General features: G+C 58.2%; 14 protein-coding genes and 1 tRNA gene. 2 read left to right on the plus strand and 13 right to left on the minus strand.

All coding sequences use genetic code 11. The features are described from left to right. Positions 1–25: 25 nt before the first annotated feature. The 13 genes from EI290_RS17555 to EI290_RS17615 form a co-directional block, all read right to left on the minus strand. The gene (locus EI290_RS17555; RefSeq protein WP_125432974.1) at positions 26–496 is read right to left on the minus strand and encodes a hypothetical protein; all 471 of its coding nucleotides are present in this window, start codon (positions 494–496) and stop codon (positions 26–28) included. A 162-nt stretch (positions 497–658) separates the two neighbouring features. Then, entirely contained in the window at positions 659–1,117 is a 459-nt protein-coding gene (locus EI290_RS17560) for a hypothetical protein (protein WP_125432975.1), read from the minus strand. 35 nt (positions 1,118–1,152) lie between these two features. Then, a complete protein-coding gene (locus EI290_RS17565; RefSeq protein ID WP_125432976.1) occupies positions 1,153–1,845 on the minus strand; it encodes a hypothetical protein in 693 nt (230 codons plus the stop codon). Positions 1,846–2,310: 465 nt separating this feature from the next. Continuing rightward, positions 2,311–3,030, minus strand: a complete 720-nt coding sequence (bshB1, locus tag EI290_RS17570) for a bacillithiol biosynthesis deacetylase BshB1 (RefSeq protein WP_125432977.1) — start codon at positions 3,028–3,030, stop codon at positions 2,311–2,313. A 479-nt stretch (positions 3,031–3,509) separates the two neighbouring features. Beyond that, positions 3,510–5,345 carry a serine hydrolase domain-containing protein gene (locus EI290_RS17575; RefSeq protein ID WP_125432978.1) on the minus strand — a complete coding sequence of 612 codons (1,836 nt, stop codon included), beginning with the start codon at positions 5,343–5,345 and terminating at the stop codon, positions 3,510–3,512. A gap of 30 nt (positions 5,346–5,375) precedes the next feature. Then, entirely contained in the window at positions 5,376–6,527 is a 1,152-nt protein-coding gene (locus tag EI290_RS17580) for a helix-turn-helix domain-containing protein (protein ID WP_125432979.1), read from the minus strand. A gap of 187 nt (positions 6,528–6,714) precedes the next feature. After that, the gene (locus EI290_RS17585) at positions 6,715–7,866 is read right to left on the minus strand and encodes a peptidoglycan DD-metalloendopeptidase family protein (protein WP_246008989.1); all 1,152 of its coding nucleotides are present in this window, start codon (positions 7,864–7,866) and stop codon (positions 6,715–6,717) included. A gap of 125 nt (positions 7,867–7,991) precedes the next feature. Further along, entirely contained in the window at positions 7,992–8,939 is a 948-nt protein-coding gene (gene trxB, locus EI290_RS17590) for a thioredoxin-disulfide reductase (RefSeq protein ID WP_125432981.1), read from the minus strand. 325 nt (positions 8,940–9,264) lie between these two features. Then, positions 9,265–10,128, minus strand: coding sequence for a sigma-70 family RNA polymerase sigma factor (locus EI290_RS17595; RefSeq protein WP_022823752.1), 864 nt, complete (start codon positions 10,126–10,128; stop codon positions 9,265–9,267). 135 nt (positions 10,129–10,263) lie between these two features. Then, complete coding sequence (gene pnp / locus EI290_RS17600; protein ID WP_125432982.1) at positions 10,264–12,423, minus strand: polyribonucleotide nucleotidyltransferase; 2,160 nt, start codon at positions 12,421–12,423, stop codon at positions 10,264–10,266. A gap of 200 nt (positions 12,424–12,623) precedes the next feature. Then, positions 12,624–12,899, minus strand: coding sequence for a 30S ribosomal protein S15 (rpsO, locus tag EI290_RS17605; protein WP_125432983.1), 276 nt, complete (start codon positions 12,897–12,899; stop codon positions 12,624–12,626). 144 nt (positions 12,900–13,043) lie between these two features. After that, positions 13,044–14,477 carry an LptF/LptG family permease gene (locus EI290_RS17610; protein ID WP_125432984.1) on the minus strand — a complete coding sequence of 478 codons (1,434 nt, stop codon included), beginning with the start codon at positions 14,475–14,477 and terminating at the stop codon, positions 13,044–13,046. A gap of 122 nt (positions 14,478–14,599) precedes the next feature. Continuing rightward, the gene (locus EI290_RS17615; RefSeq protein ID WP_125432985.1) at positions 14,600–15,013 is read right to left on the minus strand and encodes an START-like domain-containing protein; all 414 of its coding nucleotides are present in this window, start codon (positions 15,011–15,013) and stop codon (positions 14,600–14,602) included. 136 nt (positions 15,014–15,149) lie between these two features. Between EI290_RS17615 and EI290_RS17620 the strand changes: the two genes are divergently transcribed. Together EI290_RS17620 and EI290_RS17625 are read left to right on the plus strand one after the other, a co-directional pair. After that, positions 15,150–15,223: transfer RNA gene (locus EI290_RS17620), tRNA-Met, on the plus strand. Between the two features lie 521 nt (positions 15,224–15,744). Further along, positions 15,745–16,173, plus strand: a complete 429-nt coding sequence (locus EI290_RS17625) for a hypothetical protein (protein WP_125432986.1) — start codon at positions 15,745–15,747, stop codon at positions 16,171–16,173. Positions 16,174–16,232 lie beyond the last annotated feature (59 nt).

The raw sequence follows: 16,232 nt of genomic DNA on the forward strand, positions 1-16,232 counted from the left end.
CCTTTTTTATATTCTATTAATGATGCTAGTCACCCATTGTGTACCTCGCACTATTAGTAGGGTAGTCCGGATTTTGCGAGGGAGTGTTGCGGTCCAGCTCAGCCGAAGCTTTTAATTGGCCATTTACCCAAATCTCTCCGCGTAGCTGACTGGTTGTACGTGGTACAATGCCAGACCCTGTTGTGGCTTTATCAAAGCCTAAACCAACGGCAACTGTTTCGCCTGTTTTTAGACTTGTAATCGTTTCCGCTTCTTCAATCCCGTTATCGGGTAAGCTAGCATCCAACAATACTGCCCTAGGCTTATCTAGTCGTGTAATAGAAACTAATCCGCCAGCACCTAACCCACCAGCATCTGTGCTAATTATTTTGACCTTGACTACATACTGAGGTGTAGGCTCTGGTTTGTCGTCCTGTGAGCCGCAGGATGCGAGAATAATGAGGAACGGTAACAGCCAAGCACAAGCCGTATGCTTGTTGAGAAGTGAGGTAAACATCAGTAGATATTCTTCAGAGTAGATTGCGCTTTCGGGTAATAAAGGTACTCAGGAGTCAGTGCACATGCGCTACCGACTATCAAGAGTCAAGTATTTCATAAGGTAAGTACAGCAGTCCATCATTAATGGTAGAATAGCCAAAACCACAAGTCTACACTTTGCTCATGCCAGCAGCCGCGCCTGATTCGCTACATTAATCAAAGCCGGCGCATTCTTCAATGTAGCCAGCACGACTTCTTTAGCGGCTTGCTGCAACTCGTTGCGGCTGATGTCGCGGGCTTCTTCGCGGACCAGCTCGGTGAGGGCGTGGAGGGCGAATTGCAGGGCCTGTCGCCGGGGCCGCTCCGCCCGCAGCTCCTGGCGCACCTCGGCAAAATGGGCCTGAATTTTCAGCCGCCGCAGGTGAAACACCGAGTCGCTGCACACCTGGGGCTGGATGGTATCGAGCAGCTTGAATAATGGGAGCAGCTGGGTGGCGGTGGTAGCGGCCGCCCCGGCCAGGCGCTGGCGGCGGCCGGGGCCAGTGATGGGCGAGGCAACAGTATCGGAGCGCTGTTCAGGACTAAGGATAGACATCAGGAGGAAGCGAGTAACGGGGCGGGTGAGGCGTGTTATTTTCATAACAAGATAGCTCAGCGGATAGAAATTACCGAAACCTACGCCTGCTTCCACATCAGCCGGGCCGAGGGCGCTACCTCTGCTTCCTTCATAGCCGACTTAGGGGCCCGCCAGCGGCGCAGGGCCCAGTGCGTGGGCAGGTAGATGACCACCAGCAGCGTCAGCATCCAGCCTACCAGGTAGAGCGGGGCGGGCAGCCAGGTTTGCGGATGGGCATCGTCAAAACCAAACACGTAGTTGATATTGACGGGAATTTTGGGGTCGGGCACGGTGGCCCCGGCGGGCGGCAGCCAGAAGTAGGCCACCAGGCACAGGCCCCAGGCCAGGAGCGTCCAGGCGGGCAGGGCGCGCCGGTCGTAGCCCAGGCGCTTCACCAGAAACAGGATGAGGAAAGGCAGCCAGCCGTGGAAGAACGAGAGTCCGCGCAGAAACAACGAGCGGTTAGGGTCGAACATGTAAGAGGTCATGCCGATAAGGTGATGCCCGAACAGTTCGCCCAGAAAATCGGCGCACCAGAGTACCTGGGGCAGCAGGATGCCCACGGCGGCCATGGAGGCTGGCAGGCGGCGCTCCGTCCACACGCTCACCAGACACAGCAGCAGCGACACGTCGCAGAAGTACAGGAAGTTGGTGGGGCCGTAATTCACCCAGTACACCGGCACCATCACCAGCAAGAAGGCAGTGAAGGCCAGTTTCAACCAAAGCGGCAAGCGGGCAGGCGTGGGTATCATGGAGGCGGGGAAATGAAGTGAGGCAACTTCCCTCCTGCCAGCCGGCGGCTAACTCAGAAGGGATGCCTGAAGTAGCGGATTAGCAACCGGAACGCCATTTCAATCCGTTGCTTCATCAGACTTTTAGCATGTACGCAAAACGGCATTAGGCAAGGATTTAAAGAAGTTTTACCGTTTCATAATCAGACTTTCAATAGCTCCCATAGCGCCCTGAAAACGGTCGTAAATTGGCTGAATTCCATGCAAAAAGCCCAGCCTTCGGGCTGGGGTTCGTGGTGATGTTAGGCCGTCATGCTGAGCGTAGTCGAAGCATCTCTACCGCTTCGTTAAGCCATCATCGGCCCAGGGTTTACACCTTGGGTTATGGAGCAGATAACGGTGCTGTCATCTAATTAGCCAGCGGTAAAGATGCTTCGACTTCGCCTCCAGCTACGCTCAGCATGACGGGCTATTTCCGCTTGGCGCTTATATCAGCTCCGTAATTTCCCGTACGCCCAGAGGCCGCTCGCGGGTGAAGCCTTCCCCGAACTCCACCCCGATCAGGTGGCCGAACTCCCGGGCGCGGGCTTCCATGAAATTGCTGAACATCTGGCTGGATAAATAGGTCTGGGGCTCGGAACTGTTCGGGTTGAAAAACTGCGACTGGTAGGCCTGGATGCTCTCCCACTTCTTGGGCCAGTGAGCCGAAATGTCCACTACAAAGTCGGCCGGAATCTGGCGGTCCTGAATGTAGTGAAACACCAGGCGGGGCCGCCAGGGCTGCTGGGGCTGGCCATCGTCGCCGAGGGTTTCAATCATGCGCAGCCCGCTCAGAAAGCACGATTCGGAGGCCAGCTGCGCGCCCCGGCCGTGGTCGGGGTGCCGGTCGTGGATGGCGTTGCAGAGGATGATATCGGGCTGGTAGCGGCGGATGGCGGCAATAACGGGCAGCTGGTGCTCCCGGTCGTTGCGGAAGAAGCCGTCGGGCAGGCCCAGGTTTTCGCGGGCGCTCAGGCCCAGAATGCGGCTGGCCGCCTCGGCCTCCTGGGCGCGGGTGGCGGGCGTACCGCGCGTGCCCAGCTCGCCCCGGGTAAAATCGACGATGCCGATTTTCTTGCCGGCCGCCGCCGCCGCCAGTAGCGTACCGGCCGCCGACATTTCTACATCATCGGGGTGCGCCCCCAGGGCCAGAATATCAAGTTTCATTCAGGTAGTAAAAGAAAGCCTCAATGGAAAACCTGTAGTTCAGCCAGGGCCCTCACGCCGGACCAAGCCCGCCTGAAGAGCCAGGCTCGGGCTACAGTCAGCCGCAAAAGTAGCAGGTACACGGTAGTCTTTTCCCTGGGCGGTATAGATAGCCGCCCAACCAGCACGTCATTCCGAGCATGTGGCGTATCAAGCCAGGGTGCGAAGCCGCAGCCGAGGAATCTCACGTGCTGACGTTGCAGTGGTAACTATCACGCAGAACGTAGCCGGAGGTGAAGTTAAGCATCTCGCGGGCTGACGTCTGAGTAGCATTGCAATGTCAGCACGTGAGATTCCTCCTGCCGTCGAAATGACGTTCTAAGGGTTGGTTAGCCTTGCAATGTCAGCACGCGAGATTCCTCGGCTCCGCTGCGCTGCGCTCGGAATGACGTTCTGTTTAGCGTTTGTACCAACTGTCCGCACCCTCTCCCCCAGCCCGGCTACGGCTGCAATGCCAGCAGCTTTTCCCGCACGTCCTTGTCCTCGGGATACAGCCGCAACGCCTGCTGATAGGCTTCAATGGCTTGCGTCTTGTTGCCCAGGCGGGCGTACAGGTCGCCCCAGCGGGCAAACACCACGGCCGACTGCGGAAACTGCTCCCGAGCCAGCGTAAGCAGGCCCTCGGCGGCGGATAGGTTGGCGGGGCGGGCGTTGAGCAGGTCGTAGGCCATGTAGGTGAGCTGGTACTCGTTGAGGCGGAGCAGCCGGTAGCCGGCCACCGCCTCCGCAATGCGGCCCCGGCGCAGCAGCTCGCCGGGCAGCAGGTTTTCGGGGGCGAGGCGGGGCAGCAGCTGGTTGGTTTCCAGAATCCGCAGGCTGGCTACCTGCCCGGCCGCGTTGCGCGTGAACACGCCGCGCATGGCGTAGTCGGTAAACGCCACCGTGTCAGAGGCTACGGGGTAGGCCAGGATTTCGGCCCCGTCGTTGATGTTTTCCACCAAATGTCCGGCCTCCCGCCGGAACGTCACAACTTCATCGGGGCCGCGCTGGTAGCGGCCGGCGTAGGCGTCCAGGGCGGCGGGGGCCACGGCCAGGGGGCGGATGGGCTCGGGCAGGAAGGCCGGCCAGCCGTATACGGCGGCCACGGCCCGGCGCAGCTCCTTGCCCAGCTCCGAAGCCCCGTTGTTGTTGTTCATCATGATTACCACCCCGTTGCCGCCCGTCACGCTGCCGAGGGCGTAGGCCAGAAAGCCGGCATTCACGCCCGTGTGCTCGAAGTAGCGGCTGCCGGTGTCGGTGCGGTCGGCGCGTTGCAGCAGGAAGGCCCCCAGCCCCATCTGCTCCCGGTAGGTGCCCTGCGAGACGTCGGCCGCTGGCGTGAGCATGGCTTGGGCCGAGGCCTGGGTGAGTACCCGCCCCCGGCCCCGGTAGGCTTCCTGCACTTCCAGCACAAACCGGGCAACGTCGGTGGGCGTGGCGTAGAGGCCGGCCGGGGCCTGCTGCGGGTACACGTAGGGCACGCCCTTAAACCAGCTGTTTTCGGAATACGCCCAGGCGGCGCGGGCGGCCAGGGCCGGCGGCAAGGGCTGGGCAAACGTGGCGCTGCGCATCTTTAAGGGTCGAAACAGGGCCTCATCGGTGAGGGTAGCGAAGTCCTGGCCGGTGGCGTCCATCATGGCCAGCTGGGCCACCAGGTAGCCCCCGCCCGAGTACTGAAAGCCCGTGCCCGGCACCTTGTTCACCACCACCGCCCGGCTTTCGGCCTGGGGCTGCCCGCTGAGGATGTCCACCACCGACGGCAGCGGCCCTTTCCCGGGTACAAACCCGAAGTACGCCGACTGACTGGTGCCGCCCTGGTGGCTCAGCAGCCGCCGCAGCGTTACGGGCTGCTGGCGGGTGAAGTCGTTTTCGGCGAGCCACCACGACTTTAGGTGGGTGTTGATGGGCGCGTCCAGCGTCAGCTTGCCGGCCTGCACCAGCTGCAACGCCGCCCCGGCCGCTACGAGCTTGGAAATGGAGCCCGCCGAAAACAGCGTGGCCGGCGTCACCGGAATGCGCTTTGTGGTATCGGCCCAGCCGTAGGCCTTCACCCACTCCACTCGGTAGTTATGGATAACGGCAATGCTCAGTCCGGGCACGCGGTGGTGCTTCATGCGTTCCAGCAGGTTCCAACCCGGCAGGCCGGCCACCGGCACGTAGGGCATCAGGCTGTTTTCCACGGCCCGGATGCGGGCAGGCACCGAGGCGGGCAAGGGCGTGGCGGCGGGGGCTTGGGCGAAACCTGGAGCGGAGCCCAGGGTGCTCAGCAGGAGCGGCAGCAGTACAAGCAGGCGCATAGCAGACAGGGGTTGATGACGGCAGCAAACCTAGCCGGTGGCCGCCACCGAATCGTCCCGATGGGTAGCTTGGTACTTCTTTTGGTACTCTTTGGGCGTCAGGCCGGTCTTTTCCTTGAACACCCGGTTGAAGGTAGTCTTGGAATTGAAGCCCGCTTCCAGGGCCAGGGCCAGCACCGTCAGCCGGCGGGCGTCGGCCGTCAGCAGCCGGCGCTTCACCTCCTCCAGCCGGTAGCCGTTCACCAGTTCGTAAAATGACTGCCCCAGCCCGGCATTCAGCAGCTGCGACACGGCGTTGGGCGTCAGGTCCAGCAGCCCGGCCAGGCTGTCCAGGGTCAGGTCGGGGTTGCGGAAGACGTGCTCCTGCTCGAAAGCCGCCACCACCCGCGCCAGCTGCTCGGGGTTGACTGGCAGCGGTTCTTTGCCGGGAGCGGCCGGGCTCGGGGCGGCCGGCTCCACTTCCAGCCGGGCGGCTTCTGCTTCAGTCGGGGCCGCATCAGTCAGATGCAGATCGGGCGTACCGGAATTTTTCAGCCAGCCTACCAGCGCCAGCGCATACGCCAGCACGGGCAGCACCAGGCTGGTGAGGTAGAACTTGGGCGCTCCGGCGGGCAGGTAGGCGCTATTCACCACCGGGTCGAGGGCAGCAGCCACGTAAAACAGCGCCACGCCCAGCAGCCCCGGCCGCAGCCAGCGGGCCGACCGGGGCTGCCGGCCCAGGAAGCGCAGCGCCAGCCCCGCGTACACCAGCACCGACAGCACTGCCCCGTAGTGCTCCAGGTAGCGCGTGCAGGGCTTGTGCACATTCAGCCAAAACCAGGTTTTGGTATCGAACGACTGCACCGCCAGCACCGCATAAAACAGCGCCTGCCCGGCCACCGGCCCGAAGTGCGGCCACCGCAGCGGGCGGGCCCCGTACAGCGCCCGCACGTAGCTCAGCAGTAGCGGCCCGAAACCCCAGGAGAAAAACAGCGGCGTGAAGTACAACCACCGGCTGCGGTAATACACGCCCGAGCGGCTCAGAAAATAATCGACCACTTGCAGTGTGAGGGCCAGCAGCAGCAGCCCCAGCCACCGGTTGCCCGGCCGGCGCGGCCCTGCCAGCAGATACGCAGCCGTGCTCAGCCCCTGCACAATGCAGAACAGGTGAAACACAACGGCCAGGTCAAGATGGACGAACATGGGCAGCGGGCAAGTACTCGGCAGCGGCCGGCGCGGGTTGTCAACACCACGGCGCACACCGGCCGCCAAAAGATAGACATTCTTCGCCACGCGGTGGCCCCCACACCTTAAGGATAAGACACCAAAAAGCCCTGCCGGGATACTACCGCAGCAGGGCTTTTGCAAAAAATGCAGGGAAGAAGCGTGTTTACTTGATGCGCAGCGTCCGGCCTACCCGCAGCACGGCGGTGCCGCCGTTCAGCCGACGAATCTGAGCCTGCGACACGCCGTACTTATCAGCAATTTCCGACAGCGTATCGCCGCTCCGGATCTTGTGCGACACAATGCGCCGGGCCTGCGTAGGCTTGGCAGCACTACTTCGGCTGCTACTGCCACTGCTACTACCTGCCCCCGGCACGCTGCCGCCCCGGTACTTCAACGACTTGCTGTAGTAAGCAAACAGGCCCGAGGTTATCTGGAAATTATCCTTGATCAGCCGGTAGTCAGGAAAGTCGTACATCTGCTCCGGGTCGATGGGGTTGCCTTCGTAACGCACCTCAAAGTGCAGATGGGAGCCGCTGCTGCGGCCCGTGCTGCCGCCCCGCCCAATCAGCTCCCCGGCCTTTACAAACGTGCCCGGCGTCACCAGAGACTTCTGCAAGTGGCCGTACAGGGTTTCAATGCCGTTGTAGTGGCGCACCATGATGTAGTTACCGTAGCCCGAGCCGTCCCACTTCACAATGCGTACTACCCCATCAAAGGCCGCTTTCACAGAGTCTCCGGTTTCCAGGTCCAGGTCCACGCCGTAGTGCCAGCGGTACCCTCGGAAGCCGAAGTCGGAAGTCAGGGGCGTTTTGGCTAGGGGCATTCTGGCGTAGCGCTGCCGCTCCGGCTCCGTCAGCTTCAGGTTCAGCGTATCCTTAATACGGCGTCCATCTACGCGGTAGGGGTTGATGTTGTGCGTATCCCAGATGGCGTAGTAGCCCGCCACCTTAATCCAGGAAGAGTCAATTTTTACCTGCTCCGATACCTCCACAATTTCCTGGCCGCCCTCATCAAGGGTAGTGGTATCCTCGCTTACGATAGACAGCTTTTTAGCTGGATTAAAGAAGATGGATTTGGCCGCATCAGAATTTTCCTCGGGCAGCTCCTCCGTTTCAATCAGAATAGTAGTATCGGGCCGCACGTAGCGGATGGTGGGAGTTTTGATGCGGAAAAAATCCTTCCGCTTGCCAGCCGATCCGGCTTTTGCCTTCGGCTCCGGTGCCTTACGCCGCTGGGCCAGCAGCTGGCCGGGCAAGCTCAGAAACAGCCCGATCAGTAGCAGCGGCAGCAGCCAATGTTTAACTAAATGCAGCAAGAGCGAAAATGGTGAAATGGTGAAATGGTGAGTGGGTGAGTAATGAAATAGTGCAGTAACGTCCGGCGGGCCTGTTTCGCGCAGGGCCAGCGAAAAACTCATTATTTCACCACTCACCACCTCCCCTAATGGTCCCCCAACGCGGCCAGGTACCGCTCAGCATCCAGGGCAGCCATGCAGCCGGAACCGGCCGCCGTCACGGCCTGGCGGTAAGTGTAGTCCTGTACATCCCCGCAGGCAAACACCCCATCCACGTTGGTTTTAGCCGTGCCGGGAATGGTTTTCAGGTAGCCCTGCTCATCGTGGTGCAGATAAGGCTGGAATATTTTGGAGTTGGGCTCGTGCCCAATGGCCACAAAGAATCCTTCAATGGCCAAGTCGCGCGTAGTACCATCCAGCACGTTTTTCACGCGGGCACCGTCCACGGCGTGCTCACCCAGAATTTCGTCCGTCACCGTGTTCCACAACACTTCAATCTTGGGGTTGTCCAGCACCCGCTTCTGCATGATTTTCGAGGCGCGCATCTCGCCTTTGCGCACAATCATGTACACCTTGTTGCAAAGGTTCGCCAGATAGGTAGCCTCCTCGGCGGCCGTGTCGCCGGCGCCTACAATGGCTACATCCTTACCCCGGTAAAAGAATCCGTCGCACACGGCGCAGGCCGAAACGCCCGAGCCGTTCAGGCGCTGTTCCGAGGGCAGGCCCAGCCACTTGGCCGAGGCGCCGGTGGCAATAATAATGGTGTCGGCCGTCAGCTCCAGGTGTTCATCAATCGTGACCCGGTGTGGGTGGCCCGAAAAGTCTACCGCCGTGGCAATACCATAGCGAATGTCGGTGCCGAAGCGGGCGGCCTGTTTCTTCAGGTCCTCCATCATTTCCGGCCCCATAATCCCGTCGGGGTAGCCCGGAAAATTTTCTACATCATTGGTGATGGTGAGTTGCCCCCCGGGCTGCAAACCCTGGTACATCACCGGCTTGAGGTTGGCACGGGCCGCATAAATGGCCGCCGTGTACCCCGCGGGGCCGGACCCGATAATCAGACACTTAATGTGTTCTGGAGAGGGAGTTGTCATACAGAGAATGTGGCGGAAGCTTCCGCTTGCGCTGTAAAGAGAATGAAGAAGGGATGCAAAGGTAAGCAGGCGCACAAAACGGAGTTTGCTGCACCGTCGTGCTACCTATTGTCATCTGTCATCCTGAGCATGTCGCGTATCAAGCGAGGACGAAGGACCTTAGCACATCAGGATTGCTATCGAACGGTCTGTTCTTACATGACAAGATCTTTCGTCCTCGCTTGATACGCGACATGCTCGGGATGACAGGGCGGTACAGGAAGCCCACGCTACAACAAAAAACCCCAACCAATGGTCAGGGTTTTCTGCGGCGGGGTAAAGTTGCTTACCCCAGATAGGGTTTCAGGGCCTTGCTGCGCGAGGTATGGCGCAAACGACGGATGGCTTTTTCCTTGATCTGTCGCACCCGCTCCCGGGTCAGGTTGAACTTCTCCCCAATTTCTTCCAGCGTGAGGGAGTGTTCCCCGTTCAGGCCGAAATAGAGGGTAATCACGTCGGCCTCCCGCTTGGTGAGCGTGCTCAAGGCGCGCTGCACCTCCTTGCGGAGCGAGTCATTCATCAGGCCGGTGTCGGGCGATTCTTCGTCCTCATTTTCGAGCACGTCGAGCAGGCGGTTTTCTTCGCCCTGCACGAACGGCGCGTCCACGGATACGTGGCGACCCGAAATCTTCAGAGTATCCACTACTTCCGAAGTGGTCAGTTCCAGTACTTCGGCAATTTCTTCGGGCGAGGGCTCCCGCTCAAATTTTTGCTCCAGTTCCGAGAACGACTTGCTGATTTTGTTCAGCGAACCAACCCGGTTCAAGGGCAGGCGCACAATGCGCGACTGCTCGGCCAACGCCTGCAGAATCGACTGGCGAATCCACCATACGGCGTAGGAAATGAATTTAAACCCCCGGGTTTCGTCAAAACGCTTGGCGGCTTTAATCAAGCCAAGGTTGCCCTCGTTAATCAAATCGCCTAGGCTCAGGCCCTGGTTCTGGTACTGCTTGGCCACCGACACCACGAAGCGCAGGTTGGCTTTGGTGAGTTTTTCCAGCGCTTGCTGGTCACCTTCTTTGATGCGTTGCGCCAGCGTCACCTCCTCATCGGGGGTTAGCAGATCCACCTTGCCAATCTCCTGGAGGTATTTATCCAGCGACTGACTTTCGCGGTTGGTGATCTGCTTGCTGATTTTTAACTGTCTCATTGCGGGCGCGAGAGAAATGAAGTGTTGAGGCTACTAACGTCGTGTTTGCTCCGATATACGGAGGATACCCAAACGCGGGTACCGGCTCGATTGTGTGCAACACGCCGGTACCCGCGAAAGTTCGGGAAGGCCTGCTTACGCAGCGCCGTTGGAGTCGGCAGCCCGTTCGGGCTTGGGCAGCAGCACCTTGCGCGACAAGCGGTATTTGCCCGTTTTCTTGTCGATATCGAGCAGCTTCACGTCAATTTCCTGTCCTACTTCCAGTACCCCTTCCAAGGCTGCCAAGCGTTCATGCGACACCTCCGAAATGTGCAACAAACCATCTTTGCCGGGCATAATTTCCACGAAGGCACCGTAGGGCTGAATGCTGCGCACTTTGCCTTTGTAGGTTGCTCCTACTTCCGGCACGGCCGCAATGGCCTGGATACGGCTGATAGCCGCCTGCATATCCTCCTGGTTGGAGGCGTAGATGCTTACGTGGCCTTTCTCGTCTTTCTCCTCGATGATAACCGTAGCGTTGGTATCCTTCTGGATCTGCTGAATTACTTTACCGCCTGGCCCGATTACGGCCCCAATGAACTCCTTGTCGATCAGCATTTTGTGCGAACGAGGAGTATGCGGCTTCAGCTCGGCAGCGGGCTGGCTGATGGTCTTGGCCATTTCGCGCAGGATGTGCAGGCGGCCTTCGCGGGCCTGGTGCAACGCCGCCGTCATGATTTCGGCGCTCAGCCCCTGGATTTTGATGTCCATCTGGCAAGCCACGATACCTTTCTCGGTGCCGGTTACCTTGAAGTCCATGTCGCCGAGGTGGTCCTCATCGCCCAGAATGTCGGAAAGCACGGCGTACTCACCCGTTTCCTTGTCCTGCACGAGGCCCATGGCAATGCCCGAAACGGCAGCACGCACCGGAATACCGGCGTCCATCAGGGCCATTGAGCCAGCGCACACCGTAGCCATTGAGCTGGAGCCGTTCGACTCCAGGATGTCCGACACGATGCGTACGGTGTAGGGGTTCTCGTCGTCGGAAGGCATCACCTTTTTCAAGGAGCGCTGGGCCAAGTTGCCGTGGCCGATTTCGCGGCGGCCGGGGCCGCGGTTAGGCTTTACCTCACCGGTTGAGAAGGCCGGGAAGTTGTAGTGTAGCATGAACTTGCTGTAGCCCGAGGTCATGGCCGTGTCGATGATCTGCTCATCGAGCTTGGTACCCAGGGCCACCGTGGTCAGCGACTGAGTTTCACCGCGGGTGAACAGGGCCGAGCCGTGGGCACCGGGCAGGTAGTTCACTTCGCTCCAGATCGGACGGATCTGCGTCAGGGCGCGGCCGTCGAGGCGGGTGCGCTCCTTGATCATCATGTCCCGGATAGCTTTTTTCTCGGCCGAAGAGTAATAGCGGCCGAACATCTTCATGTCCAGCTCGGGCTGCTCTTCCAGCAGCTTCTCAGTCAGGGATTTTTTTACGGCACTGAATGCTTCTTTCCGGCCGGATTTGCTGGTATTGCCCGATTTGGCAATTTCGTAAGCCTGCTGGTATACGCCTTCGTGAATACGCTTTTTGAGGTCGTCGTTTTCCTCATACTTGGGGTACTCGCGCTTCACGTGGGATTTTTCCACTTCAGCGGCCAGTTCCTGCTGTACGCGCACCTGCTCCTTAATAGCTTCGTGGGCATAGGCAATGGCTTCCACCATTTCTTCCTCGCTCACTTCGTTCATCTCGCCTTCCACCATGGCTACCGAGTCGGCCGTGGCACCCACAATCAGGTCGATGTCGGCGCGGGCAATGTCGGCAGTGAGGGGATTGATCTGCAGTTTGCCGTCGATGCGGGCCACGCGCACCTCCGAGATAGGCCCGGCGAAGGGAATGTCCGAAATCGAGAGGGCTGCCGAAGCCGCCAGCGCGGCCAGCGCGTCGGGCTGCACCGTTTTGTCGGCCGAAATCAGGGTAATCATCACCTGCACCTCGTAATGATAGTCCTTGGGGAACATCGGGCGGAGGATGCGGTCTACGAGGCGGCACACCAGGATTTCGTAATCCGAGAGGCGGCCTTCCCGGCGCTGGAACGAGCCGGGAATGTTGCCGGCACCCCCGAATTTCTCCTGGTAGTCAACCGACAGGGGCAGAAAATCCACGTCGCCGCGGGCGCTGGGCTGCGACACGACGGTAGCCAGCAGCATGGCGTCGCCGAGGCGCACCACTACGGCACCATCCGCGAATTTGGCCAGCTTGCCGGTTTCAATGGAAATCTGCCGCCCATCGGGCAGCGTAATGTGTTTGGTAACCGCGGTGTAATTGGGCATCTGAGAGGGTTGCTTTTAGAAAGCGTGCAGCGGGCGAGCAGCCGTAAAACCGAGGCCGGCAGTGACTTCGGTTTGCTCTGATAAGTGGAGTTGTACGGGGGAGTAAACAACGAAACCGGCAGAATAATGCGGCCGGCTTCGGACAAAAAAAGAGCAGGGAACTTCCCGTGTCGGAAAGCTCCCTGCTCCGGACCGTGGGCTTACTTACGAATGCCCAGCTCCTTGATGATGGCGCGGTAGCGGTTGATGTCGCGGTGCTGGAGGTAGTCCAGCATCCGACGGCGCTTACCAACGAGCTTCAGCAGACCCAGACGGGTCGAGTAGTCCTTCTTGTTCACCTTCAGGTGCTCGGTCAGGTGCGAAATGCGGTGCGTGAACAGCGCAATCTGCGACTCGGCCGAACCGGTGTCGTTAGCGGACTTCTGCAGGCTGTTCTTTTCGAAAATAGCCTGTTTTGCTTCAGTAGTGAGTTGCATCGGCAGATAGGTTTCCCCGTCTTGGATTAAAAATTGAGAAAAAGAAAAGCCACCCCGCATTTCGGGGTGGCCGCAAAGGTAGGGATTTCAGATAGTAAAACCGCTTTCTGCGCTGACTTTTTACAATCTCATGCCGGTGCTTGCTTAAAGGGACTTCTTGTAGCCGCGCAACGGCCAGCGGAGCCAGCTTGGTACGAAGCGGTTCCAATCGACTTCCAGCAGGCCGGAGTCGTGACGGGCCTGGTAGAGGAAGAACAGCCCGATGGGCAGTAGCACCGCCGCCGACAGCCACATGCCTACTCCCACCGGCATTACTACCTCGCGGCCGTATTTTTCGCCCATTATTGAAACCACGTAATAAATAATAAAGAAGACGATGGATACCAGAATGGGTACTCCAATTCCGCCTTTTTTGATGATAGCACCCAGCGGCGCCCCAATCAAAAACATCAGCAGAATAGCGGCGGACTGGGTGTATTTACGGTAGCTCTCGATGCGGTAATTAGCCGTTTCCTTGGTTAGATTATTAAGCCGCTCAGCCGAGGTACCCAAAAAAGAACGCACATTGCGGGCCCGGTTTGCAGCCTGTTGCGCAATATTCTGGTTTACGGGCCGCAACTCTACGGCTGGCACCTGCCAGTTCTCAACCCGTTGCAGGGCCACCCGGCCGGTGGTATCAAGGCGCAGATACGTGTAGTAGGGGTTGAGTTGGGGGATGAGATGACGCCGTTCCGTAAACAGGCGGTTGTGCAGCGAATCGGTATAATGCGATAGTTGCGCCAGGTTCAGCATCATCTTATTGGTGTTGAACAGCTCCTTTTTGGTGCGGTCCATTCCAAACGAGGCCAGGGAAAACGTAATCAGATTCCGGTCGAAATTCTGACGGATAAAGCTGGCCCCCGACGCATTCTGCGCGTTGGGCTGCTCCACGTACGTGCGGCCGTGGTACAACTCCAGCCCCAGGTACTGGCCGCCAAAGCGGGTGAACATCCGGCCCGAATCGGCCAGAATTACGGCGTTACCGCCCCGGCTCTGGGTATGGTCATAAATCATGACCCCCTTGAGTAGGTCGCCATTCTCACCCAGCTTTTTGTTCACTTTAATCGTGTAGCCTGGTATACCGTTGTAAAAAACCCCTTCCCGAATGTCCAGGGCCAGTTTCTGCTGGCGTACGTCCCAAAGCAGACTATACGCTTCCAGGTTAGCCATGGGCACAATCGTATTATTGAACCAGAAGGCTCCACCTGCCAGCAGAACACTGAACACCATCACCGGCCGCAGAATTCGCGTGAGTGAAATGCCCGCCGTTTTAATAGCTGTCAGTTCATGGTGTTCTCCCAGGCTACCATACGTCATTAGCGAGGAGAGCAGCACGGCTAGCGGCAACGAAATGGGCACAATCAGCACGCTGAAGTAGAACAGCAGCTGAGCAATGACGCCAAAGCCCAGGTCCTTTCCCACGAGGTCGTCCATGTACTTCATCATGAACTGCATGAGGAAGATGAACTGAACTACGGCGAAGGTGAGCACAAACGGCCCGGCAAACGCCTGCAGAATAAGTTTATCGAGTTTTTTCATACCAGGCAGGCCCGGCCAGTATTTTCCGCTGGCGAAAGGGCGCTACAAACAAAGAGGGAGCAAACAGGAAACGAAGATACGGCTCGTTTCGTGTCTGCTCCCCGCCTGCTGGTAAACGCCGTTTAGCCGCCTACCTGTTCCCGAAGTTTCTGAATCAGACTATCCCACATTTCCTGCAACTCAATGGTGTCGGTTTCCTCCGAGTAATCCACCACCCGTAAATACACCTCCTGCGTCAGTTGCGACTCCTCAATCAGAAAATCCAGGTAGTTGGCATCGGCCGTATGACGTTTGTTTTCATCCAGGAACACGAACCGTACGGAGCGGTTGGTGCGGTGAGACGCCATTTCGGCATGGTGCGGCTGGTTGTCCCAAATGAAATTATACAAGTGGCCACCCTCGATGCGCACATCCTGGCAAAACCAGTGCGAGAGCCCAGAAGCTGAAGCCAGATACGGATACAGAATTTTGGGGGAGGCATTAATGGGGTATTCAACCGTAAAACGGTGTTTAAGGCGAGTGGCAGAAAGCGGCATAAGCAGAACAGCGGTAAGAATTTAGGGGTCCGCCCTGATTGAAAAAAGCGGCCCGGCAGCCAATATACGCGGGTTTTTTTTTGCACAACACTTGCATTGCTTTAAATCTTGTTCCTACATTTGCACCACCAAACAGGGCGGGGTAGCTCAGTTGGTTAGAGCACAGGATTCATAACCCTGAGGTCACGAGTTCAACTCTCGTCCCCGCTACACATAAAAACGCCTCTGCTACCAAGCAGAGGCGTTTTTATATTCTATCAATTTATGTCCTGCAATAGCCTCAGCATCTGCCTGACGGCCAATACTGATGGTACCACATATGATTACCAATTCAGTTTTTCCTGCGCTGCTCCTGCCTTACTAGGCTCAATTTCGGGGCAAGGGAGAATTACAGAAATTGACTCCTGAGTACGGGTTATATCATGCTCCTTTTTCGTTAACACTCACCTCCTGTATTTCCCGCCTCCAGCCTGGAGGCAGGCCAAAAAATGAGTATTAACCTGTAGGGCACAGGGTAGTGCGCGAAACAAAACGCTGAAAGTCTGCCATCCGATTTACTATTCTCCTCCCTACCCTATCCATCCTTTATGGTAATACGGACGCCTTTTATTAATACTCCTACCTGGACCAAGCGTAAAATATCACGCCGGTAAACCAACTGTTTGTCGGCTGTCTTTATCTGTTAGCCTAAAATAGTTGTGCCTTAAACCGGACTTTATCTTCTTACCCGGATGCAGTATGAATTTAAGAACTCATTTGGCAATACGTTTCTCCTAACCAAATTCGATCCGGGCAATAACTGGATTTATAACGACTGGCAAGGCCTGTTGTCGATGGAGGGTATTGTGGAGGGCTGCGCCGGGATGCTGAATATTCTGCGTCACACCCACTGCCCCTATATGCTCAACGACAACACCCGGCTACAGGGGTCGTGGAAGCACGCCAACGATTGGCTGGCTACCACACTCGTGCCGCAGGTGGTGGAGGCCGGACTGCGCTACTACGCACACGTAGCGGCACCCGGGGTGTTTGGGCAAGCCTCTGCCGAGGATCTGCACCTACGGGTGGGTACTACCTTTGAAATGCGAATTTTTGAAACGCTGGAAGAGGCTCAGGAATGGCTGCGCGATATGCAGCACCAAAATCAACCGGCAACCTAACCACTTTATTCACTCCGCCTGAGTTATAACACAAAGGCCGGCTCTTCCCAGAGCCGGCC

The sequence above is a fragment of the Hymenobacter metallilatus genome (assembly GCF_003944705.1).
Classification (GTDB): domain Bacteria; phylum Bacteroidota; class Bacteroidia; order Cytophagales; family Hymenobacteraceae; genus Hymenobacter; species Hymenobacter metallilatus.